This window comes from Candidatus Deferrimicrobiaceae bacterium, assembly GCA_036504035.1.
In the GTDB taxonomy this organism is placed as follows: domain Bacteria; phylum Desulfobacterota; class Deferrimicrobia; order Deferrimicrobiales; family Deferrimicrobiaceae; genus JANXPS01.
This window is the reverse complement of record DASXVV010000006.1, coordinates 549,291-568,996: the sequence shown is the minus strand read 5'-3', so window position 1 is coordinate 568,996 and position 19,706 is coordinate 549,291. Positions and strand designations below refer to the sequence as shown.

Sequence of the window (19,706 nt, the reverse complement as noted above, 5' to 3'; positions counted from 1 at the left end):
CCGGGTCAGGCCGCCTTTCGAATCATCCGGTCGGCCGGCTCCTCAACGGTCCGGCCCGTCTTCTTCCCGATGCCCTTGCACGACAGGTACTCGCGCAGCGAGACCAGGTGATCCTCGAAGACGCTCCGGAAATCCGCCGTCTCGCAGACGCTCCCTGCCGTCAACATCTCCAGCATGTCGGGCGACATCGGGTAGGACTCGAACCGGGACATCAACCCGACGCCGGTTCGAACCAGCTGCAACGGGACATGCAACTTCCGGAGGCGTGTGCGACCGACCGACGCGCCGATCTCGTCGAGCAGCGCGTCGTAGCTGTACCGCTCCAGCCCGCCCACGTCGAAGCTGCGCCCGATGGCTGAAGGCTGCGTCAGCGCCAAGGCGAATCCCCGCGCCACGTCCCCGACCCAGACCGGCTGCAGCTCGTACCTCCCGTCACCCGGGACCGGGACAACCGGCGAAAGCCGCACGACTTCCGACAGCTTCGAGATGAATCCGTCCCCTTCGCCGAACACGATCGAGGGACGGAACATCGTCCAATCGAGACCCGATTCGCGGACCAGACGCTCCCCTCGCCCCTTGGTATCGAAGTAGGCGACCGGGCTGCCCGCCAGCGCGCCGAGCGCGCTCATGTGGATGATCCGGGGGATCTTCCAGACCTTCGCGGCGGCGATCACGTTGCGCGTCCCCTCGACGTGGATCTTCTCGAAGGTGATCCCCTTCCTCGGGAATTCCCGGATGATCCCGACCAGGTGAACGATCGCGTCCGTGCTCTGCGCTGCATTGATCACCGATTCCTGGTCGGTGATGTCGCCGAGCGATATCCGGCACTGGCGCCGGATATCCAGCGGGATCTTCCCCTCCGACCCGGCGCGGACCAGCAGGCGCGGCAGCCATCCCCGTGCGATCAGCGCCCGGCAGACGCGCTGGCCGACGAAGCCCGTTCCCCCCGTCACCAGGATTTCCTTGAACTCCAGAAAGGCCGCCTTGTTGTCGATCTCGTTTTTCATGGCCGTCAACCTCCGGCCCTTTAGATGCGGCGCACCTCCGGCAAGTTTGCCGGGCTTGCTTCCGGCCGGCGAATGTGTCATCAAAAAAGGAGTCCGTTCTTCAATCTTGCACGTCTTTAACGGGGGGGAGAGCACCTTGTCCATGGAAGACCTGGCCGGCAACGAAACGTGGCGCGTGTTTCGCATCATGAGCGAATTCGTCGAGGGGTTCGAATCGCTCGGGCAGATCGGCCCGGCGATCTCGATCTTCGGCAGCGCCCGCACGGGGAAGAACGACAAGTTCTACAAGCTCACGCTGGAGGTGGCCGAGCTCCTCGCCCGACGCGGCTTCTCGATCATCTCGGGCGGCGGGCCCGGGATCATGGAGGCAGCCAACCACGGGGCACAGAAGGGGAAGGGGCTGTCGATCGGCCTGAACATCGAGCTGCCGATGGAACAGAAGCGGAACCGGTTCCAGGACAAGTCGCTCACCTTCCGGCACTTCTTCGCCCGCAAGGTGATGTTCGTGAAATACGCCTCGGGCTACGTCATCATGCCCGGCGGTTTCGGGACGCTCGACGAGTTCTTCGAGGCGCTTACGCTGATCCAGACCGGCAAGATCCGCCGCTTCCCCGTCGTCCTGATGGGGACCAAGTTCTGGGGCGGGCTGGTCGACTGGCTGAAAAACGCGATGGTGCGCGAGGGGACGATCCTGCCGACCGACATCGACCTGTTCTTCGTCACCGACGACCCCGAGGCGGCGGTGCAGCACATCGTCACCTTCCACGAACGACGCATCCGGCCGGTCGGGGAGCGGCGCGAACGGACAGGTCTGCCGCAGAGTGCCGCGAGCGGCAACGGGAAATCGACCGGGAAACGATCGAAGGCATCCCGGTAGCCCCGCGTCCGGAGGGCTGGGCCGATGGATTCCTTCCTCGTCCGGCAGGTCGTGTCCGAGCTTTCCCGCGAGCTTCCCGGGGCGCTCGTCTCGAAGGTCCACCAGCCCTCCGCCCGCGACCTCGTGCTGGTCCTCTGGACCGGGCGCGCCGACCGGCTGCTGCTCCTCTCCGCCGACCCGGCGCTGTGCCGGATCCACCTCGTCGCGCGCAAGCCGCATAACCCGCAGACGCCGCTCCGCTTCTGCCGGTACCTGCGCCGCCATCTCGAAGGAATGCGCATCGAACGGTTCGACCTCGCGCCGTTCGACCGGTCGGTCCGGATCGATTTCGCCTCGACCCGGACGGACGCGCTGCACGCCCGCACGTCGCTCTACGCCGAGCTGTTCGGGCGCCACGCCAACCTGATCTACGTCGACGGCGACGGGACGATCCTCGAGCCGCTTCGCGCCGTCCCGACCGAGGAGAGCGCGATCCGCGAGGTCGCTGCGGGCGTTCCCTATCGTCCGCTCCCCAAGCCCGCCCGAATCTTCCTGCCCGAGTTTTCCCTTGAGGACGCCGAATCCGTCCTGGCGGCGGGACGCCTGGAAGGCGCGGGGCGCGCGCTCCAGCGCGTCGTAACCGGCCTGGGGCGGGAGTTGGCCGACGAAGCCGCGGCGGCGGGAGGCGACGATCCCGCGGGGCTGCTCAGGGCGGTGCGCGACCTTTCACGCCGCTACGAATCGGGCGAATCGCGGCCGTGCATCGGGATGCCTCCCTCCGGCAAGGCGCGCCTGCTCCCCTTTCCCTGTCCCGCGGCCGGGTTCGTGTCCTTCGAGTCGTTCCCCTCCGCCAACGAAGCCGCCGACCGCTTCTTCGGCGGGGTCACGGCGGAGCGCGACGCGGCGACGCTTCGGCAGCAGATCGCCTCCCGCCTGGGCACGCTGCTCCGGAAAGCACGGCACACGCTGGAAAAAGTGGAAGGCGACGAAGCGCGGTTGCGGGAAGGGCTTGCGGGAGGCGCTCACGGTGAGACGCTGAAATATGCGCTCGGGCAGATCCGCAAGGGGATGACCGATTTCCAGGGAGTCCCGCTCGACCCGTCGAAGTCGCCCGTCGAGAACATGGAACGCTACTTCCGGCTGGCGAAGAAGGCGAAGGGCGCGGCCGGGATCGTTCGCAACCGCCTGCGCGACCTGTCCGAGGAAGTGTTCTACCTCGAATCGCTCGAGGCACAGCTGGCGGAGGCGGAAACGATCGAGGCGCTGATGGCGATCCGGCAGGAGCTCACGGAATCGATTTCCGCGAAAGGGCACGGGGGCAGCCAGAAGGCGAAGCCGAAGACCGTGAAGGCGAAGCCCGCGGCGCCGCTCGTCCCGCAGGTCGAGCGGATCGACTTCCGCGGCTGGACGCTTTTCGTCGGCCGCAACAACGTCGGCAACGACCGGATCGTCCGCGAACTGGCCTCGCCCGACGACCTGTGGCTGCACGCGCAGGGCATCCCGGGAAGCCACGTGCTGGTCAAGCGACCTGCGGGGGCGGAGGTGCCGGCCGAAGTGATCGAGGAGGCCGCGCGCCTCGCGGTGCTGCACAGCAAGGCCAGAGGATCGTCGAACGTCCCGGTGTTCCTCGCCGCCGCCCGCGACGTCTCGAAGTTCAAGGGAGCCAAGCCCGGCCTCGTCCGGATCGCGTCGTATACGACGATCAACGTGCGTTAGGCGTCCAGATAAGGAATCCTCGTCTGCCGCAGGCCATCCAATGGGCAACAGGACCAAGGAGGACTCCGGGATGAAAAGGTTCGCGTCTGCCGCCTTGTTGTCCGTATGCCTGCTGCCAGCCGCCGCGTGGGCCGGCTGGATTCTTGATCTCCCGAGTTCGGGCATCCGGTTCAGGACCACGACTTTTCAGGTCGTTTCCGTCCAGGGCGGCTTCGACCGGTTCTCGGGGAAGGTCGTCTACGACGAGAAGGACATCACGAAATCGTCCGCGGAAATCACGATCGACGTCGCCTCGATCCACTCGGGAATCGGCCTGCGCGACTCGGACCTCCGGGGCAGGAGGTTTTTCGACGTCGCGAGATACCCGACGGCCGTCTTCCGGTCGAAGAAGATCGTGCAGGTCGCCGACGGCAAGCTCAAGGTGACCGGCGATCTGACGCTTCACGGCGTGACGAAGGAAGTGGTGCTCGACGTCCAGGGGCCGACCGTGCTCCCGAAGGACTCCGCCGGGAAGGAGCACGTCGGGGGCAAGGCCGCGGGGACGATCAGCCGGGAGATGTTCCGGATGGGTGGGCTCGTCGGGAGCGACACGGTCGAGCTCGAAATCGATATCGACTTGATCCGGGTCGACGGATCGCCCTGAATTGCGCTACCTTCCCTGCTTGTTGGCCCGATTGGTGATCGGCATCCGGCGGTCCTTGCCCAACGCACGGGGCGTGATCTTGACGCCGGGCGGCGCTTGCCGGCGCTTGTACTCGCTGCCGTCGACCAGCCCGATCACCCGGCGGACGTCCGCCTCCGGATAGCCCGCGTCGACGATCTCGGCCTGCCCCTTCTCTTCCTCCACATACATCTTGAGCACGGCGTCGAGCACGTCGTACTCGGGCAGCGAGTCGGAGTCCTTCTGGTCGGGCCGCAACTCGGCCGACGGCGGCTTGACGAGGATGCTCTCGGGGATCGCGTCGAACCCCTGCCGCCGGTTGTAGCCTCGGCACACTGAGTAGACCGTCGTCTTGAACAGGTCCTTGATGACCGCGAAACCGCCCGCCATGTCGCCGTAGAGCGTCGCGTAGCCCACGCTCATCTCGCTCTTGTTGCCCGTGGTCAGGACGATACTGCCGAACTTGTTCGACAGCGCCATGAGGATCGTGCCGCGCACGCGCGCCTGCAGGTTCTCCTCGGTGAGGTCCCGCGCGCGCCCCGCGAACGGGGCGGCCAGCGTCGCGTCGAACGCCGCGCATGCCTCCCGGATCGACAGGTCGATGCAGCGGATGCCCAGGTTATTCGCCAGGAGGTGGGCGTCCTCGACGCTCTCGCGCGAGGTGTAGACCGACGACAGCGTCACGCCGGTGATCCGCTCGGCTCCCAGCGCCTCCTTCGCGACCGCGGCGACCAGCGCCGAGTCGATGCCGCCCGACAGGCCGATGATCGCCCCGGGGAAGCGGTTTTTCTCGACGTAGTCGCGCGTGCCCAGGACGAGCGCGCGGAAGATCTCGTCGTCGCGCGTCTCGGGCAGCGGCGCCACGGACCCGCCCGGGCTTTTGCCGCCGAGGTCGCACAGTAGCAGCGCCTCCTCGAACTGCGGCGCCCGCGCGCGCAGCGTCCCGCCGGCGTCGACGACCATCGAGCCGCCGTCGAACACCAGCTCGTCCTGCCCGCCCACCAGGTTGCAGTAGGCCATCGCGCAACCGGCCGCCTTCGCCCGGGCCGCGACCAGCCGACGCCGGGTCTCCCACTTCCCCGCGTGGTACGGGGACGCCGAGATGTTGACGAGCAGGCCGGCGCCCGCCTTCGCCTCCCGCGTCATCGGCCCGCCGCCCACCCAGATGTCCTCGCAAATGGTCAGCCCGACGCCGATCCCGGCGACCGGGACGACCAGCGGCTCGGACCCCTTGCGAAAATAGCGCATCTCGTCGAAGACGCCGTAGTTCGGCAGCCGCATCTTGCGGTAGACGCCCAGCACCTTTCCCCCCGCGGAGACGCCCGCCGCATTGTAGACATGCCCGCGGGCGTCGCAGTCGACGAAGCCGATGACGGCCGTGATCCCGCGGATCGCGCGAGCCAGCTCGCCCCACGCCGCGACGTTGTCGGCGACGAACGAGGGTCGCAACAGCAGGTCTTCCGGGGGATAGCCGGGAATCGCAAGTTCGGGAAACAGGACGAGGCGGGCGCCCGCGTCGCGGGCGCGATCGACGGCATCGAGGATCTTCGCGGCGTTGCCGCGGATGTCCCCGACGGTCGTGTTGATCTGGGCGAGGGCGATGCGAAGCGGTTTCATGGCACTCATGATACCATCGGCAGCAATGCCCGCGAACGCCCCCGAAAACGTCTACGACCGCGATTATCTCGTCGTCAACGCGGCCAACGCCTTTTATTCCCTTCACGCGACGATGTTCATCTTCATGCCCGCGTATTTGTACACGCTCAAGCTCTCCGCGGGCGTAATCGGTCTTCTGATGGCGACGGGGACGCTCACCTCGGTCCTTTGCAAACCGCTCAACGGCTGGCTGGTCAACCGGGGGCGGCACGCCCTTTTCCTGTCGGCCGGCGCCCTGTTTTCCGCCCTCGCGACTCTTCCCTGGCTGAGCCCCCCGGAGCCGGGGGCGGCCCTTTTCTTTCTGCGGGCCATTCAGGGCGTCGCCTACTCCTTCTTCGCCACCGCGGCCTTCGGATACGTCGCCGCCGCCGCGCCGCCCGCCCGGCGCGGCGAGGCGCTCGGCGTCTTCGGGCTGTCATTCTTCATCCCCACCGCGTTCGGCGGGCAGCTCGGCGAGCTTATCGTAGGCCGGGCGGGCTTCCACGGGATGTTCGCGTGGGCGATCCTGGCCGCACTGCCGGCGATCGCGCTCCCCGCGTTGTTGCGCCGGCGGCACACGGGCGCCACGCTGGACCGGACAGAGCTGCGCGTTTTCTTTTCGCTGCACGGACTTGTCCCGAACACGGCGGGGTTCCTCTTCGGCGCTGCGTACGGGACGATCTTCACCTTCCTGCCGGTCTTCCTGATGGTCCGCCATGGGGGAACGCTCGGCCATTTCGTCCTGGTCTATTCCGCCGCCGTGGTGGCGACGCGCACCCTAGGGCGCCGCCTGGCCGACCGGCTTCCGCGCCCCTGGGTCTGCCTCGCGGCGCTGCTGCTGCTCGCGGCCGGCATCCTGGGTATCCCCTGGCTGCGCGGCAACCTGGAGCTGACGCTGGTCGGCGTCGCCACGGGTCTCGGGCACGGCTTTCTTTTCCCCGCGCTGTCGGCGATGACGGTCGACCGGGCGGGCCCCGGGCGAGAGGGAATGGCGATGGCGCTCTACACGGGATCGTTCGACCTGGGGACGGTGGCGGGTTCGGGCTTGCTTGGATTCGTCGCCGAGCGGCTCGGCTACGCGCCGATGTTCGGGATCGCGGCGGGGCTGACGGCCGCGGGCGCGGCCATCTTCCTCATTCCGGGGCTGGCCCGCCGGAAGGGCTGAGCGCCGCGCGCACGGCGGCCATCAGCTCGGGGATGTCGGCCGGCGTCTTCCCATCGGCGGAGATCGGCGGCAGGATCTCGATGAAGGCGGTCCCGCCGATGACCCGGAGCGAATCGGCCGCCACGATCTCGCGCGTGCCCGAGACGCGCACCGGCACGATCGGGATTCCCGACTGCACCGCAATTCGGAATCCCCCTTTTTTGAGCGGCAGAAGCCGCCCGTCGCGGCTCCGCGTCCCTTCCGGATAGATCATGATCGAATTGTTGCCCGACAGCCCCTCGAGCGCCTTCCGGAGCGCCCCCGCCGCCTGCTGCCGGTCTGCCCGGTCGACCATGATCTGCCCCCCCGCCCGCAGCGCCCAGCCGAAGAACGGGATCGCGCCCAGCTCCTTCTTGAACACCCAGTGGATCGGCTGCGGAAGGATGACGGCCAGCGCCGGCGCATCGGCATGGCTGATGTGGTTGGCCATGAACACGTACGGCTTCGCGGGATCGATGTTCTCGAGGCCCGTCGCCCGCACACGGATCCGGAACAAGGGAAGCGAGAGCCCGCAATAAGCCTTCGCGACGTAGCGGAAGAAGCGGCCCTTGCGCGAACGGCCGGGGATCAGGAGACCGATCAGCACGGCAGGAACGCCGATCAGCACGGTCATGAGACCCATCGCGGCGAATTGCAGGACGTTGAGCGGGCTCACAGGACAAGGGCTCCATTGATGATTTTTTGCCCGGTCGGGCAGTCCGGGCACAGCGGGCATTCGGGACAGTGCGGCGCGCGCGGCTTGCACAGCTCCCGCCCGATCCGGATCAGGTTCAGGTGGAGCGGGACGCCCTCGCCGGACGGAACGTGCGGCTCGAGCGCCAACGCGGCGTGGGCGAGGTCGGCGTCATTGGCGACCAGCCCCAGCCTTTTCGCGACGCGGAGGATGTGCGTGTCGACCGGAAACGCGGGCATCCCGAAGGAGAAGAGGAGCAGGATGTTCGCGGTCTTGACCCCCACGCCCCGGAAGGAGGTCAGGTAGTCGCGTGCGGCCGGAAGCGGCATCGACGCGAGGAAATCGAGCGTGAACCCGCCCCGCTCTTCCCGGATTCTGCGCAGCGCCGAGAGAATCGCCCCGGCCTTCGCCTTCGCGAGCCCGCCGACCCGGATCGCCGCCTCGACGTCGGCGACCTCCGCAGCGGCCAGCGCCTCGAGCGAGCCGAAGCGGGTCATGAGGCGGTCGTATGCAAGGTCGCGGTTCCGGTCGGTGGTGTTCTGGGAGAGGATCGTCAGGACGAGATTATCGACGCCCTCGGTGATGTGGGCGCACAGCCCGGGCCGGCCGTAGGCCTTCGCCAATCGGTCCGAGACGAGGGGGAGCCGTTCCGGGCGGGGAACGCCCTTCCCCGGCATCGTGGCCCTCAATCCGTGCCGTCGCCGCCTTCGAGCGCGAGCGACAGCGCGAGCCCTTCAGGCGTCAGACGGACCGCCGGCTGGAGCGGCCAGTATTCGATCAGTCCCTTCGCGCGCAGCCCCTTGACCGCCTCGTCGAGATCCCACGGCTCGAGCCCGGCCTCGTCGCCCAGCCCCTTGATCGCGGGCGTCGCGCCGGGGCCGATGTTGCGGTAGAACTGCAGAAGGCAGGCGAGCAGCTTGCGCTCGACGCCGGATGCTTCGGGGAACGTCATTTGGACTCCGGACCGGAAGATTGGGGGGCGATGGGCTTTTCGGAAGCCGTGGGCGGCTGCGGAACGACGGGAGCCATCGACGCGCGTTCGGCGGCCTCCCGCTCTAGATCGCGAATGCGGCGGGATTTCGCCCACGAGGCGGGGACCCCGGCGAGGAAGCCGGCCACCGCGCCTGCGGCGAAAGAGGCCGCGATCACGCCGAGGAGCTGCGCCGTCCAGCCGAACCAGAGGAAACGGACTTCGACGAGGGCGGCATTCTGGAACGTGAACAACGCCACCAGGCCGAGGATCAGGACGATGAGGAAGAGGATGCCGCGCATGGTGCGGCGATTATACCACGCCGGGAGAGGGCGCCCCGTCGAGGACATCCCGGACCTTGCGCCCCAGGTCGTTGATCGTGAAGGGCTTGTGCAGCAGGTGCATCCCCGGGTCGAGTCCGCTTTCGGAGGCGACGAGATCGGCCGAGTACCCGCTGTAGAAGAGCGCCCGGACGCCGGGATTCAGCTCCTGCGCGGCCTTGTAGAACGTCTGGCCGTTCATCCGGGGCATGACGAGGTCGACCAGCAGCATGTCGATCCGGCCGGGGTCGGCACGGTAGATCTCGAACGCCTCGAGCCCGTCGGCGGCCAACAGCACCGAGTAGCCGAACTGCTGGAGCATCTCCCGGACCAGCCCGCGCAGCGCCGCGTCGTCCTCGGCCACCAGGATCGTCTCGCGCCCGGTCATCGGCCCGGTGCTGATCGATACGACGTCCATCCCGGGCAACGCAGGCCCGGAGGCCGGAAGGGAGATCTTGATGCACGTCCCCCGGCCCGGTTCGCTGTCCACGTAGATCGTTCCCTTGTGCTGGCGGACGATGCCGTACACCATCGCAAGCCCGAGCCCCGTTCCCTTGCCGACTTCCTTGGTGGTGAAGAAGGGGTCGAAGATCTTGTCCTGCGTCGCCTCGTCCATCCCGGTCCCGGTGTCCGCGACCGACAGGATGACGTGCCCCTCCCGGCCCCGGGTCTCGAGCGTGATCTTCCCGCCCGCGGGCATCGCGTCGGCGGCATTGGTGACCAGGTTCATGAGCACCTGCTCGACCTGCACCGGGTCGGCCAGCACGGGGGTGGGCTCGGCGCAGAAGTCGGTCAGGATTTCGATGTCCTCGCGGACCAGGCGGCGCAAAAGCGACGTCATGCCCTCGAGCAGCCCGTTCAGGTCGACGGGCCGCATGTTCAGCACCTGCTTCCGGCTGAACGCCAGTAACCCCCGCGTCAGGTCCGATGCCTTCCGGGCGGAGGCCGCGATGCTTCTGGGGTATTCCGCCAGCGGGTCTTCCGGCGCCAGCCGCCCCTCGAGCAGGTTCGCGTACCCGATGATCGCCGTGAGGATATTGTTGAAATCGTGCGCGATGCCACCCGCGAGCTGCCCCACCGCTTCCATCTTCTGGGCCTGGCGAAGCTGCTGCTCGAGCTGGATATGCTCCGTGACGTCCCGGACGATCCCGCGCAGGGCGACGAATTCGCCCAAGCCGTTCCGGATCGCCGACGCGGTGATCGCGACGTTGATCTCCCGGCCGTCCGGACGCCTCATGACCGTCTGGAAGTCGTTGACCTCGCCTCGCGCGCGCAGCTCGGCGGCCAACCAGTCCCGGTCTTCGGCGGACGCGTAGAGGTCCGGCGTGATCGGGATGCCGAGCATCTTCTCCTTCGAGGGGAACCCCAGCATCCGCACCCCCGCCGGGTTGATATCGAGCAGCATCCCTCCCGGCGTCGAGATGAAGATCATGTCGTGCGACTCCTCGAACAGCGCCCGGTACTTCTCCTCGGATTCGCGCAGCCCGTGCTCGGCCCGCAGCCGATCGACGACCTCCCGGTTCAGCACCTCGATCGAATGGTGAAGCCGCTCGGCCATGACGTTGAACGTGCGCGCCAGCGCGCCCACCTCGTCGTTGCGGTCGATCGGCACGGGGTGGTCCCAGGTGCCGTTGGCGAGCGCCCGGGCCGATTCGTGGAGCGCGACGATCGGGCGCGTCACCCAGCGGGCGGTCGCCCAGCCGGCCAGGGCGGACGCGAACAGGGCAAGCGCCGCGAGGAGCGCCGACTTGCGGCCGTTGGCGACGATGGGCCCCATGAAATCGGATTCGGGAAGGATGGTGCAGATGATCCAGTCGATGCCCGGGTGGCTGCGGAACGGGACGCTCTCGAGGAAGCACCGCCGCCCGTCGATCTCGAAGACGTCTTCCCGGGGGGCCGACAGTTTCGTCATCCCGCCGGGCATCCCGGCGAGCCGCCTTGCCGCGCCCGCGATCATGGGAATGCGGCTGTCGATCGCCCGCACCCGGTCCGGCGCCTCGCGCCTGCCGACGGCGGCGCCAGGCGCCTTCTCCCCCGCAGAGGAGGCGACGATCTCGCCATTGCGCTCCATGATGAACACCCGCCCCGACCGGCCGACGGGAAGCCGGCGCAGGAAATCGTCGATCTGCGCCAACGACACCTTGGCGAGGAAGACGCCGCGCAGGGCGTTGTCGGTTCCGTACCAGGGCGATACGGCGGTCAGGTCGAGGCGCCCCTCGGTCGTCGACACGCTGATCGGCGCCCATGTCGGGCCGGTGGCGTTGAGGGCGGTGAGATACCAGTTGCGGCTGCGGGCGTCGTAGAAGGGAAGGTCGCTCAGGACGCGTGACGTCCTGCGGCCTCCTTCATCCGTCGCGTATCGGCGATACGCCCCGTGTGTGGTCCGCCGGTCGGCGAAGACGAGATACCGCTCCGCGCGGTTCCCGCCGAAGAATTCGCCCGAGGCGTTCGAGAACGCCACGGTGCCGATCCCGTCGACCAGCGTACCCTGCCGCCAGAAATAGCGGGCCATCGCCTCGCGGTCCTCCAGGGGGAGGAGGCCCTGCCGTGCGGATTCCACGTTGGCCTGGTTCACGCGGGCGGCGGACTCGAGGAAATGGTCGAGGTGCTGCGCGACACGGGAGACGATCTCCCCGCGCAGCGACTGCGACATCGCCCGGACCGCCTCCCGGCTTCCGTCGTAGGAGATGGCGCCGATCAGCGCCGCCGGCAGGACGGCGAACAGGACGAGCAGCAGCACGATGACCGCGCGCAGTGGAAGACGCATCGCGCCATTTCAACACACGGGCGGGGCAGGATCAACCGGAAGCGGATAGAATGATCCCATGCTCCGGATCACCGAAATCTTCGCCAGCATCCAGGGGGAATCGTCGCACGCGGGATTGCCCTTCGTCTTCGTCCGGCTGACCGGCTGCAACCTGCGCTGCCGGTACTGCGACACGGCCTATGCCTACGAGGGCGGCGACGAGGCCTCGATCGAGGAAATCCTCGTCCAGGTCGCGGCATTCGCCGTGCCGCGCGTGGCGGTCACCGGCGGGGAGCCGCTGCTCCAGCCCGAGGCGTTCGGCCTCGTGCGGGCGCTGCTCGACCACGGGTACGCCGTCCTCGTCGAGACCAACGGCGCCGTGCCGCTCGCGTCGCTCGACCCGCGCGCCGTCAAGATCATGGACGTGAAGTGCCCGTCGTCGGGGGAAGCCGGAAAGATGATTTGGGAGAATTTCGAAGCGCTCACGCCGCAGGACGAGGTGAAGTTCGTCATCGCCGACGCGGAGGACTACGCCTACGCGAAGGACGTGATCGCCCGGTATCGGCCCGGGCGCGAGTTCCAGCCGCTCCTCTCGCCGGCGTTCGGCCTCATGCCGCCCGACCGGCTCGCCGGCTGGATCGTCTCGGACGCGCTCGACGCCCGCTTCCAGATCCAGCTGCACAAGGTCGTCTGGGATCCCGCCAGGCGCGGGGTCTGACGCCCGCCCTCCCGCTTTACGACGCCAGGTATTCCTTGATCTTGGCCGCCAGCGTCTCGTAGATCCGCATGCACGCCTTCTCATCCTTCTCGAGCAGCGTCACCCGGAAGCCCTGCAGCCCCGTGTTGAACGAGGAGAGCGGCACCACGCAGATGCCCGTGCTCGCGAGCATGTAGTAAACGAACCGCTTGTCGGGCGAGACGCCCGGCGCGTTGACCAGCCCCTCGACCAGCGAACGCACCTCGGGATTGTCGATCGGCAGCGACTGCTTGCCGTTCAGCAGGCCCTCCTCGAACGACACGGCCATGTAGAAGGCGCCGTTGGTGCGGTTGACCACGAGCCCAGGCACCGTCTTGAGGAAATCGTAGGTGATGTTGCTGTTGCGCTCGTAGCAGGCGATCCGCTCGGCAAGATAAGGCCGGTACTGCGGGTGGCGCATGATCTCGGGGATCACCGTCTGCGGCAGCGAGGTCGAGCACACCTCGTTCATCTTCGAGGACAGGATCGTGTCGATGTAATGCTGGAAATGCTCGTCGCGGCCGTAGTTGTAGACCTCGATCCAGCCGCAGCGGGAGCCGGGCCAGGGCAGCTCCTTGGAGATTCCCTTGAGCGCGATCGACGGCAGGTCGCCCACGACGTCGGAGATCGGCACCGTCTTCTCGCCGTTGTAGACGATGTTGTTGTAGACCTCGTCGGCGACGAGGAACAGGTCGTGCTCGCGGCACACCGCCACGATCTCGCGCAGCGTCTCGGCCGGATAGACCATGCCCGTGGGGTTGTCGGGATTGATGATCATGATCCCGATGACCTGGGGGTTGTAGCGCGCGTAGTTGCGCAACGCCTCCATGTCGGGGTACCAGCGGTTGGCCGGGTCGAGCGGGAAGGCGATGGGGGAGGCGTGCGCGTGGAACGCCTCGCCGAGCGAGTGGGTCGTGTAGGTCGGGGAGGGCACGAGGACCCGGGCCGGCGCCCGCAAGGACCCGTAGACCTTGGCGATCGCGTCGCCCAGCCCGTTGAAGAAGATGACGTCGTCGGGCGTGATCTGCGCGCCGCCGCGCCGGTTGGTCGTCTCGCAGATGAACTCGCGCGTCTCGAGCACCCCGCGCGTCGGGCAGTAGCCCCACGTCTCGTTCTGCATCGCCGCCCTGGCGACGATCTCCTTCATCCAGGCCGGGATCACCTCGCCCTTGACGATCGGGTCGCCGATGTTCTCCCACTGGATCTTGACGCCGTGCTTCTGCAACCTCTCCGCCACGTTGACGATGTTGCGGATCTCGTAGTCCATCCCCCCCGAACCCGGGAGCACCAGGTGCTTGCGCATGCCCTTCGTCCTCTCCTGTCTTCTATTTTCCCGTCATCCCTGCTTCAGGTTCTTCCGGATCCGCTCGACCGCCTCGATCACGTTGTCGCGGTTGCCGAACGCCGACAGCCGGAAGTATCCCTCGCCGCTCGGGCCGAAGCCGCTGCCCGGCGTGCCGACCACGTTGCATTCGGTCAGAAGCTTGTCGAAGAAGTCCCACGACGTGAGCCCTCCCGGCGTCTTCAGCCAGATGTAGGGGGCGTTGACGCCGCCGAACACGGTGAGTCCCGCCCCGGCCAGCCCTTCGCGGATGATGCGGGCGTTCTCCATGTAATAGCCGATGATCTCCCTCGTCTGCTTCCAGCCCTCGTCGGAGTAAACCGCCGCGGCCGCTTTCTGGACGGGATAGGAGACGCCGTTGAACTTGGTCGTCTGCCGGCGGTTCCACAGCTTGTTGAGCGCGACGGCACCGCCGTCCTTCGTCTTCGCGACCAGCGCCTCGGGCACCACGGTCAGCGCGCAGCGGACGCCGGTGAAGCCGGCCGTCTTCGAGAACGAGCGGAACTCGATCGCGCACCGCTTCGCACCCTCGATCTCGTAGATCGAATGCGGGATGGACGGATCGGTGATGAACGCCTCGTATGCCGCGTCGAAGAAGAGGATCGAATCGTTCGCGAGCGCGTAGTCGACCCAGCCCTGGAGCTGCGCCTTCGTCGCCGTCGCGCCGGTCGGGTTGTTGGGGAAGCAGAGGTAGATGATGTCGACCTTTGCCGACGGGTAGGCGGGGAAGAAGCCGTTTTCCTCGGTGCACGGCATGTAGACGAGGCCCTTGTAGTAACCCTTCTCGTCGGCCTCGCCGGTGCGGCCGATCATCACGTTGGTGTCGTTGTAGACGGGGTAGACGGGGTCGCCGATGGCGACCGTGTTGTCGAGCGAAAAGATGTCGAGGATGTTCGCGGTGTCGCACTTGGAGCCATCGGAGATGAACAGCTCGCTCGTCTTGAGCGAGACGCCCAGCGGCTTGTACGACTTCTCGATGATCGTGTCGATCAGGAACTCGTAGCCCTGCTCGGGGCCGTATCCCATGAACGACTTCTCGACGCCCAGCTCGTCGACCGCGTCGTGGAACGCCTTGAGGATGGCGGGCGGCAGCGCTCGCGTCACGTCGCCGATGCCCAGGCGGATCACCTTCGCCTGCGGGTGGCTTTCCGCGAACGTGCGTACCCGGCGGCCGATCTCGGGGAAAAGATACCCTGCCTTCAGTTTCAGGTAATGCTCGTTGGCCAGCGCCATCGTTACGCTCCCCAGGAAAAATAGTAGAATATGATACCACCCGTTCGCGCCATCTTCCTCTGCCAACTTTCCTTACATGTCCCCGGCGCGATTACAATCCTGAGTTTTACGGTTCCCTAATTGAAACCGGACCTGCGCACGGCAGAGCGCCCCGCTGGCGACACCTTCCCTTGCTAACAAAATAGCACAATGATTCCGACTGGTTATGGTGATAAGACTTTGCCCCGGGTCAGGGCGCCTCCGTGGCACGCCCCGTGAAGTTCCCTTCGGGCGCAGGAACGAAGATCGATGGACCGAAAGGGGCAACACCATGTTACATTGGAGGAACAGCCGGACGACCTTCGCAGCAGCAGCCCTCCTGGCGCTGGCGGCGCTCGCCGGCGGTTGCGGCAGCGGCGGCGGAGCCGCAGCGGATTCCGCCGCAGGACCTGCTCCCGTGGCCGAGGCAATCGCCTGGACGCCCCCGACCTCCTACTTCGACAACACCCCGCTCAATCCGCAGACCGACCTGGCCTATTACGAGATCTACGTCAGCAGCTCGCCGGTCTTCACCGACAACGACGCCCCGGTCGCCGCAGTCGCGGCCGTCACGGTCGACACCGACCACAACGGCGTGAGCACCAAAAAGGCGACCAGCAGCTTCAACCTGACCAACATCGCCCCGCTGGTCGAGCCCGGCAAGCCCTATTACGTCTCGGTTCGCGCCGTCGGGATCGACAACCTCGTGTCTTCCTTCTCGACCCCCGTCGAGTGGGACCTGGGTTGAGCGTCGTCGCCATGGCCTCGCCTGGAAGGAGAATGACCATGTCCGGCTGCATCCAACGTCGCGCCCTGACCGCCCTCGTCCTGCTGGCGCTCACGATTGTCGCCGTCCCCGCCTTCGCGGATACGTACAAGGTCAGCATGACCCCCGTCACGACCTACTCGGACGGGACGCCCTTCGAGACCGGGAAAATCGTCACCTACACGGTCTACTGGACGACCGACCCGACCCTCACGGCCGGCTCGCTGAAGCCCGTGGCCACCGGAACCGGCGCTTCCACGGTCTCGTTCGATCCGACGACTGCCGGCATGACGCGGGGAACGACCGTCTACTTCACGGCCAAGTCGGTCTTGAGCACGGGCGAGGTCTCGAAGATGGCGGCAGGCGTCTCCTGGTACGTCCCAAAAAGAGCACCGGGAACCCCGGGCCACACCCAGATCATCAAACTTTGAGTTCCGCGCCGCCGGGCTTCCGGCGGGACGCGAGAGCGAAACGGCGCCCCGGCCTGCCTCCGGGGCGCCGTTTCCGTTAGCGCGGGATATTATTGTGCGGTATCTCGGCAAATGTTTTCCCAATGTAGGGACTGGCTACTGCCCCGACCAAAGGAGGCCAACAAATAAACATCAATAAAACAATGAGTTAGCAGAGCCGGCTGGCGGTATGAATCATGCTCCATTTCTCCTGTTGTGATCACAAACGACTCGGGGAGGAAATGCATGAGCAAGCGTCGCACCTGTGTGCCGATCGTCGCCCTGTTGATGTCCATTGCCTTGGTCCTGCCTGTGGCTATACGGTGTTCCGCCGAGGAGACGCCCGGCGTGGCATCAGCCTGCGTCGGCTTCCGCTCCGGATTTGCCCTGTTGAAAGACGGCTCGGTCTGGGGGTGGGGGGCCAACTTCAACGGCAAGCTCGGCGACGGAACGGGCATTGACCGGACCACCCCCGTACGCCTCGCCATGACCGACGTGAAATCGATCGCCGGGGGACGCGCGCATACCATCGCACTGAAGAATGACGGGACAGTCTGGGCCTGGGGCTCGAATGACCGCGGGCAGCTGGGCGACGGGACGACCGAGGACCGGATCAGCCCCGTGCAGATCGCCGGGCTCACCGACGTTGTCGCCATCTCGAGCGGGTTGCTCCACAATCTCGCCCTGAAAAAGGACGGGACCGTCTGGGCCTGGGGCCGGAACCATTTCGGCCAGATCGGCGATGGCACGGAGGTCGACCGGGTCACGCCCGTGCAGGTCAAGGGGCTGTCCGACGTGATCCACGTTTCGAGCGGCCAGTACCACAGCCTGGCGTTGACGTCCGACGGCACGGTCTGGGCATGGGGCAATAACACCCGGGGACGCCTGGGAGACGGGTCGGTCGAGAACCGCCTCAACGCGGTACGCGTGGCCGATCTCGCGGATGTCACCGACATCTCGGCCGGACGCTCCCATAACCTGGCGCTCAAGAAGAACGGAACCGTCTGGACCTGGGGCACGAACGGGCAATCCCAGCTCGGCGACGGAACCACCGATGACCAGAGCCGCCCCGTCCAGGTGCACGCGCTTTCCGAAATCGCCGAGATCGCGGCGGGGTGGGACTACGGCATGGCGCTCGGCAAAGACGGTTGCGTCTATGCCTGGGGCGCGGGGGGCCGCCTCGGCAACGAGACGAGCGCCGGCAACGCCTTCCCCGAGAAGGTGCACGGCCTGTCCAACGTGGTATCCATCGTCGGCGGCGTCGATCATGGGATGGCACAAGACAAGGACGGCTCCTTGTGGGGTTGGGGCTCCAATTCGAAGGGGCAACTGGGCGACGCCACGGTTGAACGGCGCCTGGCCCCGGTCCGCATCAAGGTCGGAGCGCTCGCGGCTCAAGACTGACCTTTCCCGGTTCGCGGCATAACCATGCCGGGCCCGAAAACCCGGGCCCGGCATGGTAAAATCCTCTGGATGAACCCTCTTCCCAAGCCGAAAGGCATCGTCCTCGCCAGCGGGGGCATGGACAGTTCGGTCCTGGCCGCCTTCGCGCAGCGCGAGTCCGACCTGTCGCTCCTCCACGTCAACTACGGGCAGCGCACCGAAGCGAAAGAGCTGTCATGCTTCCAGGCGATCGGCGACCATCTCGGCGTGCCGCCACACGACCGCCTCGTCGTCGACATCTCCCACCTCGCCCGGATCGGGGGCAGCGCGCTGACCGACGCCGCCATCGACGTGCCGGCCGCAGACCTCGATCACGACGGCATCCCCGTCACCTACGTCCCGTTCCGCAACGCCCACTTCATCGCCATCGCCGTCTCGTGGGCCGAGGTGGTCGGGGCGAAAAACATCTACGTCGGGGCGGTCGAGGCCGATTCCTCGGGCTACCCCGACTGCCGCCCCGCCTTCTACGATGCGATGAACCAGGCGATCCGGCAGGGCACGAAGCCGGGCAGCGGCATCATCGTCAAGACCCCGTTCATCGGCCTGAAGAAGAAAGACATCATCCTGATGGGAAAGTCGCTCGGCGTCCCGTTCGAGGCAACCTGGTCGTGCTACAAGGACGAGGCGCCCGCCTGCGGCGCCTGCGACTCGTGCGCGTTGCGGCTGCGTTCGTTCGCCGAGGCAGGCGTCGACGACCCGATCCCCTACGCGGTGCGGCCGCGCTACTGAGCGGGACCGTCCTCCCTCAAACCCCGAACCCGACGTCCCCCCTTCACGCCGCGTCCTCGGGCTTCGCCGCCGCGAGCAGGATGCGACGAAAGGTGAAGAAGTGGGGGCCCGGCGGCAGGGCGGCCGAGAGCAGCTCGCGGTAGCGCGCGACGAAGGGCGCGTGCAGCGTCTCGGGGAGCCGATCGAACCAGGGAACGAGCGTCGATCCCTTCGTCCATTCGGAGATGTCGGCCGCACACGGCAGACGTACCGGGTAGACCTTCTCCATCGCCACGATGGCCTCCGCCCCGAGCCCGTCGAGCAGCGTCGCGTAGGCGTCGATCTCGAGCACGGGCGAGAGCCGCTTCCAGCCCCCGAGCGCCGACCGGAACGGCTCTTCGTCGGCGACGGCGAGCACGCAGGTGTGCGACGGATGGCGATGGTTCGACGGGATCTGGAAGGCGATCTGCCCGCCGGGCGCGACAAGCGACCAGAGCCGGGGGAAGAGCGACGGGTGGTCGTCGATCCAGTGAAGCACCGCGTGGGAGAAGACGAGGTCGTACTCGCCCGTCACACCCTGCAGATCCCCCTGTTCGAACGAAACACCCTTGGCCCCCAGGGAACGCGCCTTCTCGAGCATCTGCGGAGATTCGTCGACGCCCAGGATCGTGCTCCGGGGCAGGCGGTTCGCCAGATCGACGGTCAGCTCTCCAGTACCGCATCCGAGGTCGACGACCGTCATGTCAGGCCGAACGCGAATCAGCGCAACCAGGTCGGAGAACGGCGCAAAGCGCGCCTGCGTGAATCGGTGGTACTGTTCCGGGTCCCAAGGCATCGGAAACGGCCTCCTTCGCAAAATGGATCGCCCGGGGTGCGATTGCCGGTTGACACCCCCCACCGCGGGCAGGTACAGTCTATCCCCCAAGTTTCCGTCGAAAATAATCCTGAACCTTTCGGCATTATCTGCCGTTCTAAGTAAGCAGGGAGAACGTTAAAGTGGCCTATTTCTACGAAGACAAGCAAGACCAGGACGTCGACTGGGAAGATGTGGGAGGATTCAACACCCACCTGCTCAGCGAGATCCGGAACGCGCTCCTCTCGGTCGATCCCAACCAGAAACCGAACAGCGCCATGAACACCCTCGCGACCGACTGGATCAAGCGGCTGCCCATCTTCGATTTCCCCGACGACGAGATCGGCTGATCGCCTTTTCGCAATTCGGC

20 protein-coding genes are annotated in these 19,706 nt (G+C 66.8%); 10 read left to right on the top strand and 10 right to left on the bottom strand.

Features of this window, described 5'->3' with window-relative positions; translation table 11 throughout:
- Positions 1-5 precede the first annotated feature (5 nt).
- A complete protein-coding gene (locus VGK27_03905; GenBank protein HEY3489254.1) occupies positions 6-1,007 on the bottom strand; it encodes a complex I NDUFA9 subunit family protein in 1,002 nt (333 codons plus the stop codon).
- 142 nt (positions 1,008-1,149) lie between these two features.
- On the opposite strand from VGK27_03905, the gene VGK27_03900 reads away from it, so the two are divergent.
- The 3 genes from VGK27_03900 to VGK27_03890 all read left to right on the top strand — a co-directional run bounded on the left by VGK27_03900 (position 1,150) and on the right by VGK27_03890 (position 4,222).
- A complete protein-coding gene (locus VGK27_03900; GenBank protein ID HEY3489253.1) occupies positions 1,150-1,884 on the top strand; it encodes a TIGR00730 family Rossman fold protein in 735 nt (244 codons plus the stop codon).
- Positions 1,885-1,908: 24 nt separating this feature from the next.
- Positions 1,909-3,579, top strand: coding sequence for an NFACT RNA binding domain-containing protein (locus VGK27_03895; protein ID HEY3489252.1), 1,671 nt, complete (start codon positions 1,909-1,911; stop codon positions 3,577-3,579).
- A gap of 70 nt (positions 3,580-3,649) precedes the next feature.
- A complete protein-coding gene (locus tag VGK27_03890) occupies positions 3,650-4,222 on the top strand; it encodes a YceI family protein (GenBank protein ID HEY3489251.1) in 573 nt (190 codons plus the stop codon).
- 6 nt (positions 4,223-4,228) lie between these two features.
- Here the strand turns inward: VGK27_03890 and VGK27_03885 are convergent, their stop codons facing one another.
- Positions 4,229-5,866, bottom strand: a complete 1,638-nt coding sequence (locus tag VGK27_03885; GenBank protein ID HEY3489250.1) for an NAD+ synthase — start codon at positions 5,864-5,866, stop codon at positions 4,229-4,231.
- Here VGK27_03885 and VGK27_03880 point away from each other — a divergent pair.
- Entirely contained in the window at positions 5,856-7,040 is a 1,185-nt protein-coding gene (locus VGK27_03880) for an MFS transporter (protein HEY3489249.1), read from the top strand. The genes VGK27_03885 and VGK27_03880 overlap by 11 nt on opposite strands.
- Here VGK27_03880 and VGK27_03875 read toward each other — a convergent pair.
- Genes VGK27_03875 through VGK27_03855 form a run of 5 tightly spaced genes read right to left on the bottom strand, consistent with a single transcriptional unit; the run spans position 7,009 to position 11,809 of the window.
- On the bottom strand, positions 7,009-7,734 hold the full coding sequence (locus VGK27_03875; GenBank protein ID HEY3489248.1) for a lysophospholipid acyltransferase family protein: 726 nt from the start codon (positions 7,732-7,734) through the stop codon (positions 7,009-7,011). The genes VGK27_03880 and VGK27_03875 overlap by 32 nt on opposite strands.
- Complete coding sequence (locus tag VGK27_03870; protein HEY3489247.1) at positions 7,731-8,429, bottom strand: hypothetical protein; 699 nt, start codon at positions 8,427-8,429, stop codon at positions 7,731-7,733. The genes VGK27_03875 and VGK27_03870 overlap by 4 nt, the downstream gene beginning before the upstream one ends.
- An 8-nt stretch (positions 8,430-8,437) precedes the next feature.
- Positions 8,438-8,704, bottom strand: a complete 267-nt coding sequence (locus VGK27_03865) for a hypothetical protein (GenBank protein HEY3489246.1) — start codon at positions 8,702-8,704, stop codon at positions 8,438-8,440.
- Positions 8,701-9,024, bottom strand: a complete 324-nt coding sequence (locus tag VGK27_03860) for a lipopolysaccharide assembly protein LapA domain-containing protein (protein ID HEY3489245.1) — start codon at positions 9,022-9,024, stop codon at positions 8,701-8,703. The genes VGK27_03865 and VGK27_03860 overlap by 4 nt, the downstream gene beginning before the upstream one ends.
- 10 nt (positions 9,025-9,034) lie before the next feature.
- Positions 9,035-11,809, bottom strand: a complete 2,775-nt coding sequence (locus VGK27_03855; protein ID HEY3489244.1) for an ATP-binding protein — start codon at positions 11,807-11,809, stop codon at positions 9,035-9,037.
- 58 nt (positions 11,810-11,867) lie between these two features.
- Here VGK27_03855 and VGK27_03850 point away from each other — a divergent pair, with 58 nt between their 5' ends.
- Entirely contained in the window at positions 11,868-12,506 is a 639-nt protein-coding gene (locus VGK27_03850; GenBank protein ID HEY3489243.1) for a radical SAM protein, read from the top strand.
- A gap of 16 nt (positions 12,507-12,522) precedes the next feature.
- Here the strand turns inward: VGK27_03850 and VGK27_03845 are convergent, their stop codons facing one another.
- Entirely contained in the window at positions 12,523-13,827 is a 1,305-nt protein-coding gene (locus tag VGK27_03845) for a pyridoxal phosphate-dependent aminotransferase (protein ID HEY3489242.1), read from the bottom strand.
- 33 nt (positions 13,828-13,860) lie between these two features.
- Positions 13,861-15,099, bottom strand: a complete 1,239-nt coding sequence (locus VGK27_03840) for an LL-diaminopimelate aminotransferase (GenBank protein ID HEY3489241.1) — start codon at positions 15,097-15,099, stop codon at positions 13,861-13,863.
- A gap of 310 nt (positions 15,100-15,409) precedes the next feature.
- On the opposite strand from VGK27_03840, the gene VGK27_03835 reads away from it, so the two are divergent.
- The 4 genes from VGK27_03835 (at position 15,410) to queC (ending at position 18,504) form a co-directional block, all read left to right on the top strand.
- On the top strand, positions 15,410-15,865 hold the full coding sequence (locus tag VGK27_03835) for a hypothetical protein (GenBank protein ID HEY3489240.1): 456 nt from the start codon (positions 15,410-15,412) through the stop codon (positions 15,863-15,865).
- A gap of 38 nt (positions 15,866-15,903) precedes the next feature.
- Positions 15,904-16,314 (top strand): hypothetical protein, encoded by a 411-nt coding sequence (locus VGK27_03830; GenBank protein HEY3489239.1) that lies wholly within the window; start codon positions 15,904-15,906, stop codon positions 16,312-16,314.
- A 264-nt stretch (positions 16,315-16,578) separates the two neighbouring features.
- Positions 16,579-17,736, top strand: coding sequence for a hypothetical protein (locus tag VGK27_03825; protein ID HEY3489238.1), 1,158 nt, complete (start codon positions 16,579-16,581; stop codon positions 17,734-17,736).
- A 69-nt stretch (positions 17,737-17,805) separates the two neighbouring features.
- Positions 17,806-18,504 (top strand): 7-cyano-7-deazaguanine synthase QueC, encoded by a 699-nt coding sequence (gene queC, locus VGK27_03820; protein HEY3489237.1) that lies wholly within the window; start codon positions 17,806-17,808, stop codon positions 18,502-18,504.
- A gap of 43 nt (positions 18,505-18,547) precedes the next feature.
- Here the strand turns inward: queC and VGK27_03815 are convergent, their stop codons facing one another.
- The gene (locus tag VGK27_03815) at positions 18,548-19,318 is read right to left on the bottom strand and encodes a methyltransferase domain-containing protein (protein ID HEY3489236.1); all 771 of its coding nucleotides are present in this window, start codon (positions 19,316-19,318) and stop codon (positions 18,548-18,550) included.
- A 161-nt stretch (positions 19,319-19,479) separates the two neighbouring features.
- Between VGK27_03815 and VGK27_03810 the strand changes: the two genes are divergently transcribed.
- Complete coding sequence (locus tag VGK27_03810; protein HEY3489235.1) at positions 19,480-19,686, top strand: hypothetical protein; 207 nt, start codon at positions 19,480-19,482, stop codon at positions 19,684-19,686.
- Positions 19,687-19,706 lie beyond the last annotated feature (20 nt).